At 59.2% G+C, this 12,279-nt stretch carries 11 protein-coding genes; all 11 read left to right on the top strand.

Annotated elements, in window-relative coordinates; translation table 11 throughout:
• Window positions 1-35: 35 nt before the first annotated feature.
• The 11 genes from GF108_RS20425 to GF108_RS20375 all read left to right on the top strand — a co-directional run bounded on the left by GF108_RS20425 (window position 36) and on the right by GF108_RS20375 (window position 12,233).
• Window positions 36-830: a taurine ABC transporter ATP-binding protein gene (locus GF108_RS20425; RefSeq protein WP_153670160.1), complete on the top strand. Its 795-nt coding sequence runs from the start codon at window positions 36-38 to the stop codon at window positions 828-830.
• Between the two features lie 35 nt (window positions 831-865).
• Window positions 866-1,711, top strand: a complete 846-nt coding sequence (locus GF108_RS20420; RefSeq protein ID WP_153670159.1) for an ABC transporter permease subunit — start codon at window positions 866-868, stop codon at window positions 1,709-1,711.
• Window positions 1,712-1,727: 16 nt separating this feature from the next.
• The gene (gene ssuD, locus GF108_RS20415) at window positions 1,728-2,876 is read left to right on the top strand and encodes an FMNH2-dependent alkanesulfonate monooxygenase (RefSeq protein WP_153670158.1); all 1,149 of its coding nucleotides are present in this window, start codon (window positions 1,728-1,730) and stop codon (window positions 2,874-2,876) included.
• A 184-nt stretch (window positions 2,877-3,060) separates the two neighbouring features.
• On the top strand, window positions 3,061-3,414 hold the full coding sequence (locus GF108_RS20410; protein ID WP_153670157.1) for a DUF2200 domain-containing protein: 354 nt from the start codon (window positions 3,061-3,063) through the stop codon (window positions 3,412-3,414).
• A gap of 330 nt (window positions 3,415-3,744) precedes the next feature.
• Window positions 3,745-4,809, top strand: a complete 1,065-nt coding sequence (locus GF108_RS20405; protein WP_091951423.1) for an ABC transporter ATP-binding protein — start codon at window positions 3,745-3,747, stop codon at window positions 4,807-4,809.
• Between the two features lie 14 nt (window positions 4,810-4,823).
• Window positions 4,824-5,870 carry an ABC transporter substrate-binding protein gene (locus GF108_RS20400; protein ID WP_027232720.1) on the top strand — a complete coding sequence of 349 codons (1,047 nt, stop codon included), beginning with the start codon at window positions 4,824-4,826 and terminating at the stop codon, window positions 5,868-5,870.
• A gap of 6 nt (window positions 5,871-5,876) precedes the next feature.
• Window positions 5,877-7,595 (top strand): iron ABC transporter permease, encoded by a 1,719-nt coding sequence (locus GF108_RS20395; RefSeq protein ID WP_051615237.1) that lies wholly within the window; start codon window positions 5,877-5,879, stop codon window positions 7,593-7,595.
• A 147-nt stretch (window positions 7,596-7,742) separates the two neighbouring features.
• Window positions 7,743-8,441 carry an FCD domain-containing protein gene (locus GF108_RS20390; protein WP_091951425.1) on the top strand — a complete coding sequence of 233 codons (699 nt, stop codon included), beginning with the start codon at window positions 7,743-7,745 and terminating at the stop codon, window positions 8,439-8,441.
• Window positions 8,442-8,619: 178 nt separating this feature from the next.
• On the top strand, window positions 8,620-10,035 hold the full coding sequence (locus GF108_RS20385; RefSeq protein ID WP_172982688.1) for an MmgE/PrpD family protein: 1,416 nt from the start codon (window positions 8,620-8,622) through the stop codon (window positions 10,033-10,035).
• A 13-nt stretch (window positions 10,036-10,048) separates the two neighbouring features.
• On the top strand, window positions 10,049-11,149 hold the full coding sequence (locus GF108_RS20380) for an AbrB family transcriptional regulator (RefSeq protein ID WP_153670156.1): 1,101 nt from the start codon (window positions 10,049-10,051) through the stop codon (window positions 11,147-11,149).
• 13 nt (window positions 11,150-11,162) lie between these two features.
• Window positions 11,163-12,233 carry an isocitrate/isopropylmalate dehydrogenase family protein gene (locus GF108_RS20375; protein WP_153670155.1) on the top strand — a complete coding sequence of 357 codons (1,071 nt, stop codon included), beginning with the start codon at window positions 11,163-11,165 and terminating at the stop codon, window positions 12,231-12,233.
• Window positions 12,234-12,279 lie beyond the last annotated feature (46 nt).

Raw genomic sequence — 12,279 nt, 5'->3', positions numbered from 1 at the left:
CACTTGCCGGCCGCCATCCTCATTGGAACTCGACAATGCTTTCAATCCGCAACGCCACCGTAAAGTTCGAAGCCGCCGACGGAACGGAAATTCACGCGCTCGATCGGGTTTCGTTCGACATTCCGCCGGACTCCATCGTTGTCGCACTCGGTGCGTCGGGATGTGGAAAGTCAACCCTGCTCAATGCCATTGCCGGCTTTCAATCGCTGACCGAGGGACAGATTCTTATCGATGGCCTACCCGTCGATAAGCCCGGCGGTGATCGCGGTGTCGTCTTCCAGAAGGATACGCTCCTGCCCTGGTCGAATGTCATCGACAATGTCGCGCTTGGCTTGCGCTACCGCGGAGTGCCCAAGCTTGAAAGGTATCGTCAGGCGCGCGAACTCCTGCAACTGGTCGGCCTGTCGGATTTCGAGACCAAGCCCCCTTATGAACTCTCCGGTGGCATGCGTCAGCGGGTCGGCATAGCGCGTGCACTCGCCACCGACCCCAAGATACTGCTGATGGACGAGCCCTTCGGCGCACTTGACAGCCTCACCAGGGAAAACATGCAACAGCTTCTGGCGACGGTCTGGGCCAAGACGCGAAAGCAGGTCTTCTTCATCACGCACTCGATCGAAGAAGCTCTGGCGCTCGGCACCCATATTCTGGTGATGTCCCCACGGCCTGGGCGTATCGTCGCTCGCTACGAGGCCGATTTTGTCCGGACATTTGCAGCAACCGGTGACCTCGGACCCATCCTCGCCCACCCCCGATTCGTGTCACTGCGTGAAGAAATACGCTCGATCATCCACACGCCCGCCAGCCACAACGAGCGACACGCGGCCTGATAACTATATGCCGCGATTGCAGAGAGGAGCTCATGATGAGCGCAGTGATAGACCCCGCAGTGGCCATTTCCGAAGTCAAGAGACAACGGACGCAGCAGCCGCGTCGCATTAAAAAGACGCATGGGACCGCCGTGATCAGTTTCGCGACCCTGATCGGGTTGCTGGCCTTGTGGATCATCGCAACGAAGTATCACTTCGCCTCAGCGCTATTCCTGCCCTCACCATCAGATGTCGCGGTGCAGGCCGTCGCCGTCGCTTCGGAAGGCTATGCGAACGGGACCCTCCTCGATCACATCCTTGCCAGCCTTGGACGCATAGGCGTCGCCCTCGCTTTCGGGATCGGCCTCGGCATTCCGGTTGGCCTGCTCATGGGCCTCAACCGCTGGGCCAAGGGCATCCTCGGTGTTCCCATCGACATCTACTGGGGCCTTCCGCCTCTCGCTTACCTGCCGCTCATGATTATATGGCTCGGAATCGGTGAGGCGTCCAAGATTGTTCTGCTCAGTCTGGCCGCGTTCGCCCCCATTTGCTTCGCGGCTCAGGCGGGTGTCCGCTCGGTACCGCAGGAGCGCATCAACGCTGCCCGCTCGCTCGGCGCGACATCCTATCAGGTATTCACGTCGATCATTTTTCCTTCGGCGCTTCCGGAGATCTTCACTGGCGTGCGCATTGCAATCGGCGCGACCCTTTCAACGCTGGTGGCGGCGGAGCTGATCGCTGCGCAGTCCGGCGTCGGCTATATGATCATGTCGGCTGCCAATTTCCTTGCAACAGACGTTGTCTTTGTCGGGCTCATCGTCATCGCAATCTTCGCCTTCGCGTTCGCCACGGGGATGCGCTTTCTCGAAAATCGTATCGCGCCCTGGAAGGGCAAACTCTAATTTAAGGTTTGAAACCATGACTGCATCTGCTGGTCCACTGGACATATACTGGTACCTCCCGACCCACGGCGACGGCCCCTACCTTGGCAGCGACGAACGTCATCGCCCGCCGACCTTCGGTTATATGCGCGATATCGCCCAGGCGGCGGACCGTTTGGGCTTCAAGGGCGTGCTCCTGCCAACGGGGCCATACTGCGAAGACGCCTGGATCACGGCAGCGGCGCTCGTGCCACTGACGGAACGGCTTCGCTTTCTCGTTGCGCTTCGCCCCGGGAGCGGGACCCCTGCAATGTTCGCGCGTCACGCTGCCGCGCTTGACCGGATCTCCAACGGACGGGCGCTGTTCAATGTCGTGACTGGAGCCGATCCCAAGGATCTCGCGGGCGACGGCAACAAACTCGGCCATGGTGAACGCTACGAACAGACCGACGAGTTTCTCACGATCTGGCGACGGATACTTTCTGGGGAAGCAGCAGATTTCGAAGGCAAATATCTTTCTTCCCACGGCCGCGGCCTCTCCTTCCCTCCAGTCCAGTCGCCGCATCCGCCAATCTGGTTCGGCGGCTCTTCAGACGCTGGCATCGACGTTGCCGCGCGGCATGCGGATGTCTATCTGAGCTGGGGAGAGCCCGTGCACCAGCTTGGAGAAAAGCTCGGCCGCGTACGGGCACGCGCTCTTGCCCAGGGCCGCAGGATTCGTTTTGGCCTGCGCATCCATCTCATCGTACGAGAGACCGAAGAGAAGGCCTGGGCTGCCGCGGACGACCTTATCAGCCGGATCACAGACGATCAGATCGCCGCAGCCCAGAACGAGTTCCTTAATGTTTCGCAATCCGTCGGGCAAAAGCGGATGTCGGCGCTGCATGGCGGACGCCGTGACAAGCTGGTCGTCGGCCCCAACCTATGGGCTGGTCTTGGTCTGGTGCGGGGCGGCGCCGGCACTGCGCTCGTCGGAAGCCCAGAGAATGTCGCTGCCCGCCTCAGGGAGTATCAGGCAATCGGCATCGACACGATTATCGGTTCGGGATATCCGCATCTTGAAGAAGCGTTCAGTGTGGCGGAATTGCTTTTCCCTCAACTCGGGGTCACAGGCGAAAGCGCACACACTGTTGGTGCAGACAACCAGACCTTCGAAAGCGGTGTGAGACCCAAACGCACGGCCTGAAATCATGAATGGTGTCGACGACCTTTGACGGAACCGATGCACGGGCCGGCAAAGGCGTCGCCTCGTTTATGCGGCTGTTGACAGCGTGGCAGCCGTCGATCAGCCTTGGCTAACGCCGATTGCGATTTAAACTCCAAGCCTTGCTCGGGTTGGTCGCGGGCGCGTTGCTGAGCCGGAGGAATCGATGGCTAAACACAGGATCTATACGACGAGCTTCGCCAGCGTCTATCCTCATTATGTTGCCAAGGCCGAGAAAAAGGGACGCACAAAGGCAGAGGTCGACCAGATCATGTCTTGGTTGACTGGCTATGACGCGACGGCGTTGCAAACTCAGCTTGGACAACAAACCGATTTTGAAACATTCTTTGCCGAGGCCCCTCACCCCAATCCTTTGAGAACCTTGATCACGGGCGTGGTTTGCGGCGTTCGAGTGGAGGATGTCGAGGAGCCGATCATGCGGGAAATCCGCTACCTGGATAAGCTGATTGAGGAACTGGCTCGCGGAAAAGCCATGGATCGCATTTTGCGAGAGAATTAGTTCCGGACGATCGATCCTTTTCCGTGTCGCTGTGTGCATGCCGATGACGTTAAATGCCACAACCCAATTTGTTCAATGATGGGGTTGGGGCGGTCAACGCCTCTGCATCGCCGTGGACTCCCTCAGCCGCCTTTCTGACAGATCAATAACCTTGGGGTGCCCCACCAACTGCGGCGGGAACGCGGGCGGCTTCACCACGGTGTCTGCGAACACAAGAAGTTCATCGCACCATAAAATAGTAATCTGTTGACAGTCTTCAATTTGCTGCCTACCTTCACTGCAGTGGCCACAGGAGCGGCAACACGTTGCCGCCAACACTTGGGAGGTGTGATGGCATTTCTGGAACTCGACGGTTTGACGAAGAGCTACGGTAGCCTGACAGTCGTAAAAGGCGTGAATTTGTCGGTCGATCAGGGCAAGCTGGTTTGCCTGCTTGGCCCATCCGGCTGCGGCAAAACCACAACCTTGCGGCTCATCGCAGGATTTGCTCCAGCGAATGGCGGAGAAATACGCGTCGGCGGCAAGGTCGTCTCTTCATCGCGCGGTACCGTTCCGCCTGAAGCCCGCAACATGTCGATGATCTTCCAGAGCTATGCGCTCTGGCCGCACATGACAGTCTTTGAAAACGTGGCTTACGGCTTGAAGTTGCGCCGAATGTCGCAATCTCAAGTCACCGAACTCGTCCGCACCATTCTGACCGCCACTCAGCTTATCCAGCTTGCGGACCGCTATCCGGGCGAATTGTCCGGAGGACAGCAGCAACGTGTGTCGTTGGCGCGGGCATTGGTGATCAAACCCGAAATACTGCTGCTGGACGAGCCCCTGTCCAATCTCGACGCCAATTTGCGCGAAGAGATGCGGTTCGAAATCCGCAGGCTCCATGACGAATTCCGCTACACGACTGTCTACGTTACCCACGATCAGGCCGAAGCAATGACCACGGCAGACATTATCGTGGTGATGAACGACGGCCGCATAGAGCAGTCAGGGTCCCCTGAGGACATCTACGAGCGGCCCGCGACTGAATTTGTGGCGAGGTTTATCGGCGGGACCAACATCCTCAGCGGAACGCGAAACGACAAGGAAAGCGTCCTGTGTCAGTCCGGCCTTGTGCTGCGCTGTGGCAACGGCACGGCTGACGGCACCACAAAGACAGCGGTTTCGATCCGCCACCACGACATTGAACTCTCGACCAAGCCGAACGGTGCCAACACCAACACGACAATTGGCACGGTTACTCGGCAGATCTATCTCGGTTCGCACCGGGATTACCTCGTTTCCATCGCCGGTGGAGAAATGGTGCGCACCGTCGCACCAGTCAACGTCGCGATCCCGGTCGGCCAGGAGGTATGGCTGCATTTCCCGCCAGAGAAATGCCGGGCGCTCGCGCAATAAGGGAGGAACTACGCATGTGGAAGAAAGCGCTGTCTGCCGCGCTGTTCGCTTCGGGGCTCGCGGTATCGTCCGCGGCCTTTGCCGAGGCGCCAGCCCCCTATCAGATTACGCCAGAACTGGAGGCTGCCGCCAAAGCCGAGGGCAAGGTCGTGTTCTATACGGCCACCGACGTTGCGGTCGCCGAGAAATTGGCTGAGCAATTCAAGACGAAATACCCGGGCATCGATGTCCAGGTGGAACGCGCCGGATCGGAACGGGTATTCCAGCGCATCGGCCAGGAATATTCGACCGGCATCTATAATGCCGACGTGATCGAAACATCCGACGCTGTGCATTTCGAATATTTCAAACGCCAAGGCTGGCTCACCCCCATGGTGCCGCAGGAAGTCGCGGATAAATGGCCGGCGGACGAACGTGACCCCGATGGCAATTTTGCCGCCTATCGCGCGCATCTTTCCGTCCTTGCATACCGCTCCGACCTTATGAAAGAGGAAGAGGCGCCGAAAACGTGGGAAGACCTGCTCGACCCGCGCTTCAAGGACAAGATGGTGAAGGCGCATCCGGGCTATAGCGGCACCGTAATGACCTCGACCTTCGTGCTTAGCCAGCTTCTCGGCTGGGAATATTTCGAGAAGCTTGGCAAGCAGAACATCATGCAGGTCCAGTCCTCGACCGAGCCGCCGAAGAAGCTTGCGCAGGGCGAACGTGCTCTCGAGGTGGACGGCAATGAATACAACGTCTTTCGTTTGATCGATGAAGGCAAGCCGATCAAGATCATCTATCCGGACGAGGGCACGCCGCTGGCGGTCGGAAATGCGGCCGTTCTCAAGCAGGCACCGCATCCCAATGCTGCCAAGCTGTTCTATGCCTATCTTTTCTCGCTCGATGCGCAGCAGCTCAACAGCGATTTCGGCGGCTTGAGGTCCTTCCATCCCGATGTGAAGGAAAAGGAGGGGCGCACCCCGCTTTCCAAGATCAAGATCCTTCATTCTGATCCGGCAAAACTCGAGCCTGAGATCCAGACCATCAAATCCAACTACGAAAAGTATTTCGGGACATAATTGATCATGACCAGTATCGCTCAGGTTCAGGGTCGGCGCAGCGGCATCGACCTTTCATGGCCAACTTTCGCTCTGTTATCCCTCATCCTGAGCGTTCTGGTACTCCTGCCACTGTTCTGGCTCGCCTTCTACAGTTTTCGTAGCGATACGGGTGGAGGGGCGACGCTCGACAATTTTATCGCACTCGTTGCCGATCCGACCTTGCTGCGGGCATATGGACTGGCGATTGCCATGGCGCTCGGCGTGGGACTGCTGTCCTGCGTCGTTGCCACGCCAATGGCCTGGCTGGTGGCCAGAACGGACCTGCCCGGCCGGCGCATCATCCGCATGCTGGTGACTGCATCGTTCGTTACACCGCCCTTTCTCGGCGCCATCGCCTATGAGATTCTTGCCGCGCCCAATAGCGGGCTTGTGAACATCATCTACCGGAGTGTGTTCCGCCTCGATTCATCCCAGTATCTGGTGAACATCTACACATTCGGCGGCCTGATCTTCGCCATTGCCTGCTTCACGTTTCCATACGTCTTTACCCTAGTTGCCAACGCGCTCGACAAGGTCCCGTCGGATCTCGAGGATGCCTCCTCGATCCTTGGCGGCAAATCCATGACCACATTGCGCAAGGTGACAATACCACTGGTATTGCCCGCAATGCTCGCGGGGACATTGATCGCCATCCTGCAAGCGCTGACCATGTTCGGGTCGCCGGCCATCCTAGCGCTTCCCGCAGGATTTCACGTGATCACTACGAAGATCTGGAGCCTGTTTCAGTTTCCGCCCCGTCTCGGTCTCGCAGCTGCGGCGGCGTTGCCGCTGCTCATCATCACCATCATCCTTTTGCGCGCGCAGAAGTCGATCCTCGGCCGGAAGGGATACACCGTTCTCGGCGGCAAGAGCGGAACTCCGCGGGTAACGGAACTCGGGCGCTGGAAATGGGCCGCCATTTTATTCGTGTTCTCGATCCTCAGCCTGACGATCCTCCTGCCCTACCTTGCCATCCTCAAGACGGCCTTTACAGGCACGGTTGGCGACCCGATCAATCTCTCCACGCTGACCCTTAGTCACTGGAGGTTCGTGCTGTTCGAGTTTTCGGCGACGCAGCTTGCTCTGCGCAACACGTTCCTTCTTGGCTTCCTGACGGCGACGGCTGTGACGGCTATTGCTCTGATCGTGTCGTACCTCGTTACGCGCCGTTCAGTGCCGGGTTCCCGCTTCCTGGGTGTCCTTGCGACGGCGCCGGTGGCAATCCCCGGGATCGTGCTGGGCGTCGGCCTGTTCCTTAGCTATGCCAACCCGACATTCCAGCTTTATGGAACCATCTGGATCCTGTTGATCGCCTTCATGACCATCGAATTGCCCGCAGGATACCAGCAGATGTCATCCGCCTTTTCGGGCGTTCACCCGGAGCTCGAGGAAGCGGGCCGCATCATGGGCGCGTCACGTCTGCGCACCCTGTGGGACATCACGGCACCGTTGCTGCGTACGAGCGTGGTGGCTGCCTGGTGTTTCGTTTTCGTCGGCACCATTCGCGAACTCTCCGCGACGATTTTGCTGACCACAGCCAATACCAAGCTGGTTTCGGTCATCATCTACGATCTCAACGAGAGCGGTGATCTCGGGGCGATCTGCGTTCTCGGCATTATCTTGCTCGCCGCTTCCTTCGCCGTCGTTTTCGTGGCCAACCGGGTGCCGGTGCTCGGGGGATCGCAAATGAATGCGCGGGGTTAAGGCATATCGTGTGCTAAAATCGCGGTGGACCCCGCCATCGAGCAGGGTCGCCAACCTAAGCATTTGCTGCTAAACGAAAGCTTGGGAGCAAAACTCGAAAGGACTGAGTTTGGACCCGTTTCATAGACCCGTCACGATGGCTTGCTCATGACCGACACAACGAACGCACCACAGAATTTGTCCGCGATCGATTTTCTCCGCACCCGTTCGCTTGCAAATGTGGTCCAGGCCGAGATCGAGCGGATGATCATCGACGGCGAACTCAAGCCCAACGAACGGGTCAACGAAAACGGCCTCTCCCAACGCCTGGGCGTGAGCCGGGGGCCAATTCGCGAAGCATGCAGCGCGCTCGCGGCGATGGGGCTCATCGAAATCATTCCCAATCGGGGCTTCTTCATTCGGGCGCTGACCAATGACGAAGCACAGGACCTTTCGGAGGCGCGCGCCGGCGTTTTCGGGTGCATGGCGATGATCCTTGCCGAGCGCATAACCGATGCCCAGATCGGGATCCTGCGAGCACTCCTTGCCCGGATGGACGAGATCGTCAAACTTGGCGACGTTCACGTCTACTATCCGGTCAACCTCGAGTTTCACAAGCAGATCACCCACATGGCCGGTAATAACCGGCTGGAGCTCATTTATCAGAGCTTTGTGCGCGAATTGCACATTCAGCGGTACCGTGCGCTCTCGAGCCACGATGTGTTGCATATTTCAAACGAGGAGCATCGCGCCATTGTCGATGCGCTCGAAGCCCGCGACCCGATACGCAGCCTGATTGCGGCGCGTACGCATATTCTGAACGGCATCGTCCGCACCCGCCGCGCCGGCCAGCCGACAGGCACCTAAAGCCCGCGCCGCTCAAAGAGCCCCTTACCAGACCTAACCTTTGGTCAAGTGAACGCGTGCTTGGCTTTTTACCCGATTTCTCAATCAGCTTGCCAACATAAAACTGTTGACAATTAACAATCTCACCAGCATGGTCAAACTCGAATTGCCGCAAGGCAGCGCCAAAAGAGGATTGAGCATGAACCAGAATAATCAGGCAGATGCCGAACTGACGAAGTACGTTGCCAATTTTGTTGTCGAGACGAAGTTTGACGACCTTCCGAGCGAAGTTATCGAGCTCGGCAAGAAATCGATACTTGATGGTTTCGGCCTCGCCCTCTCCGGTTCAGTCGCGAAAAGCGGCGAATTGGTTCGCCAACACCTGGATGACCTTGGCCTCGCCGACGGCGCGGCAACCGTGATCGGCGGCGGCCGGAAGGTTGCACCTCGCTTTGCGGCCTTCGCCAATGGCGTCGGCATCCATGCCGACGACTATGACGACACGCAGCTCGCCGTGGCCAAGGATCGCGTCTACGGTCTGTTGACGCATCCCACCGCACCGGCATTGCCGGCGGCACTGGCGGTAGCGGAACTCGTCAATGGCACGGGCAAGGACCTGATGCTCGCCTATCACCTCGGCGTGGAAGTCGAATGCAAGATCGCAGAGGCGATTGCTCCCCGGCACTATCAGACAGGGTTTCACGCCACTGCAACCTGCGGAACCTTTGCGGCGGCCGCGGCAAGCGCGCGGCTTATGGGCTTCGACGTGCCGACCACGCAACGCGCCCTGTCGATCGCAGGAAGCCAGTCCGCCGGACTGCGCGAGAATTTCGGGACCATGACCAAGCCCTTCCACGCGGGCCGTTCCTCCGAAAGCGGCGTCGCAGCGGCGCAGTTTGCGTCCTATGGCTGGACTGCCGCTGCGCGTATTCTCGAGGCGCCCCGGGGGTTCTTCTCAGCTGCCGGCGGCGGATACGACCAGAACGCGATCCTAAACAAGCTCGGTGCCCCGTGGACATTCGCGAACCCCGGCATTTCCATCAAGCCGCATCCTTCAGGCTCGCTCACCCATCCCGGGATGACCGAGATGCTACGGCTCATCAAGGAGCATGACATCCGGGCCGAAGATGTGGAACGCGTTCGTGTCGGCACGAATTCCAACATGCCGAACGCCCTTATCCACCATCGCCCGAAGGACGAATTGCAGGCAAAATTCTCGATGGAATTCTGCATGGCAATCCTCTTGCTCGACGGTCGTGCCGGTCTCAACGAGTTCACAGATGCAGCCGTCGAACGCGACGACGTAAAGGCAATGATTGAAAAGGTCGATTTCGTCATCGATGACGAGGCCGAGGCAGCGGGCTACCATCTGATGACGACATTGATCGACATCCATCTTAAGGACGGACGCAAAATTTCCGGACGCGCGGATTTCGGCAAAGGCAGTCCTGCTTTCCCCATGAGCTACGATGAAGTCGCCGATAAATTTCGCGAGAACGCCGAGTTCGCCGGCATGGCACGGGCAAGGGCAGACGAGATCGTTGAACTTGTCCGCGGCCTCGAACGGCTTTCGTCATTAGACGATCTGACATCACGCCTGATTTCGGTCGGCTGACAAACGGCCCGGAATGCCCGATTCAGGAACCCTTTGGCGTGGGCAAGGTCCAAAACTCTTCGACCGCGCTCCCGCCCGGGTCGCTCTGGCGCTGCTTATCGGCGTATTGGGGGCAATCGCTGCCAGGATGGTTGCGATGCCCCTGCCCTATCTTCTCGGTCCGCTGCTGACGTGCGCCGGCGCGTCGATACTCAGCGCGCCGATCTCGCCCGTGCCCTATGGCCGCGAACTTGGACAGGTTGCTGTGGGACTTGCCATCGGCTTGCGGTTCATCCCTACGGTCGTCATCGCCATCATCGCCATGCTGCCATTCATGCTGGCGGCAACGATCCTGATGATCATCGCGACCATGATTGCCGCCTTCATGATCAGCAAGCTCGCCGCGCTCGACCTTAGAACCTCGTTCTTTGCTACCGCCGCTGCGGGCTTGGCCGAGATGGCCGTGGTTGCCCATCAGAAGGGCGCCGACAGCGACACGGTGGCGGTCGTCCACCTTATTCGCGTGACATCGATCGTAACGGTCGTGCCGTTCCTCGTCACCATCTTCGGGGAAGATGGTGGCATCACCGCGGTGCCAATACCCTTCCGGGCCGAGGCAATGCCACTTGTTGCGCTCTACGTCCTGGCGGCCGTTGCGGGGTATTTGGCGAGCCCCTGGAAGATCCCCAATACCTGGCTGCTCGTTCCTGCGCTCATCGGCGGGCTCGTGGCCGGCTTCGGGTTCGGCCCCTTTGCCGTCCCTTCGACTGTCCTGGTGGTCGCTCAAGTCGTCATCGGAATCTGGCTGGGCTGCCGCTTTCGCCGTTCCTTGCTTGGGCGCTTGTCCAGGGTGACGTTCTCTGCATTTGCAACTACGGCATTTCTGCTTGCGGTCGCTCTGGGCTTGGCCTGGCTGCTTTCGGCGGCAACGGGCCTTTCCTTTGTCACCAGTCTCCTCGCTGTTGCACCCGCGGGCGTAACCGAAATGGTGCTTACGGCAACGGCAATGCACCTCGACACGACAACCGTGACAGCATTCCAGATCACGCGAATAGCGGTCGTCATGACCACGATCCTCATCAGCTTTCGAATATTTGAACACCTTGCGCGTCGCTTCGGCGCCGCATCTGAATGAAAGGACTGCACAGATGACTGCCCATCTCGTAATCGGGATACTGAACGGTGATGATATCGGCCATGAAATCGTCCCGGCAGCGGTCGAAGTCACCCGCGCCGCCGCGGCGAGGACCGGCCTCGAGATCGACTGGCGTCCGATGCCAATCGGACGCAGCGCGCTGGATACGCACGGCTCGACCTTTCCTGAAGGCACCATGGAGACCCTCGCCAACATGGACGGCTTCATTCTGGGTCCGATCGGACACCAGGCCTATCCGAAGGTTCCGGGGGCGATCAATCCGCATCCGATCATGCGCAAGGGGTTCAATCTGTTTGCCAATGTCCGGCCTACAAAATCCTTTCCAGGGCTCGGCGCCATTCATGAGGGCATCGACCTTGTGATCGTGCGGGAAAACAATGAAGGTTTCCAGCCGGACCGAAATGTGGTGGCAGGTTCCGGCGAATTCCGGCCGACCGAAGATGTCACCATCTCGGTCCGGGTTATCACGCGCGTCGGTTCAGCACGGGTGGCCCGCGCGGCGCTCGAGATTGCGCAGCAGCGCAAGAAGCGCCTGACGCTCGTTCACAAGAACACCGTGTTCAAACTTGGCTGCGGGATGTTCGTCGAGGAATGCCATCGGGTGGCCAAGGAATTTCCGGACGTCACTGTCGACGAGGTGATCGTCGACACGATGGCCATGCGTCTTATTCGCGATCCGCAGAGCTTCGATGTGATCGTCACGACAAACATGTTCGGCGACATCCTGACGGATGAAGCGGCCGGTCTCGTCGGCGGACTCGGCATGGCGCCCGGCCTTTGCATCGGCGAAGGCAATCTGGCGATGGCCCAGGCCACTCATGGGTCAGCGCCGGACATCGCCGGAAAGGGCATTGCCAATCCCTTTGCAATGATCGAATCCGCCCGCATGATGATCGAATGGCTCGGGCACAATCGCGGGATAGCGAAGGCTGTCGAGGCGGCGTCGATCATGGAGCGGGCAATCGCTATTGCGCTGGCCAATCCCGCCACCCGCACGCGCGATATCCGGGGAACTGCCGATACCGCCGGCATGACCCGAGGCATACTGGCGGCAATCGGTTAAGGGTCGCCCGCCCTCACCGCTCACGTAAGGTGGGCGGGAGGGCGGT

It is taken from the genome of Phyllobacterium sp. SYP-B3895 (assembly GCF_009647635.1).
In the GTDB taxonomy this organism is placed as follows: Bacteria; Pseudomonadota; Alphaproteobacteria; order Rhizobiales; family Rhizobiaceae; genus Phyllobacterium; species Phyllobacterium pellucidum.
The sequence above is the reverse complement of the archived record's forward strand: the minus strand, read 5'-3'. Positions and strand labels throughout refer to the sequence as shown.

Coding starts and splice junctions, on each gene's coding strand:
- GF108_RS20425 (WP_153670160.1), top strand. CDS start 36: ATGCTTTCAATCCGCAACGCCACCGTAAAGTTCGAAGCCGCCGACGGA.
- GF108_RS20420 (WP_153670159.1), top strand. CDS start 866: ATGAGCGCAGTGATAGACCCCGCAGTGGCCATTTCCGAAGTCAAGAGA.
- ssuD (WP_153670158.1), top strand. CDS start 1,728: ATGACTGCATCTGCTGGTCCACTGGACATATACTGGTACCTCCCGACC.
- GF108_RS20410 (WP_153670157.1), top strand. CDS start 3,061: ATGGCTAAACACAGGATCTATACGACGAGCTTCGCCAGCGTCTATCCT.
- GF108_RS20405 (WP_091951423.1), top strand. CDS start 3,745: ATGGCATTTCTGGAACTCGACGGTTTGACGAAGAGCTACGGTAGCCTG.
- GF108_RS20400 (WP_027232720.1), top strand. CDS start 4,824: ATGTGGAAGAAAGCGCTGTCTGCCGCGCTGTTCGCTTCGGGGCTCGCG.
- GF108_RS20395 (WP_051615237.1), top strand. CDS start 5,877: ATGACCAGTATCGCTCAGGTTCAGGGTCGGCGCAGCGGCATCGACCTT.
- GF108_RS20390 (WP_091951425.1), top strand. CDS start 7,743: ATGACCGACACAACGAACGCACCACAGAATTTGTCCGCGATCGATTTT.
- GF108_RS20385 (WP_172982688.1), top strand. CDS start 8,620: ATGAACCAGAATAATCAGGCAGATGCCGAACTGACGAAGTACGTTGCC.
- GF108_RS20380 (WP_153670156.1), top strand. CDS start 10,049: ATGCCCGATTCAGGAACCCTTTGGCGTGGGCAAGGTCCAAAACTCTTC.
- GF108_RS20375 (WP_153670155.1), top strand. CDS start 11,163: ATGACTGCCCATCTCGTAATCGGGATACTGAACGGTGATGATATCGGC.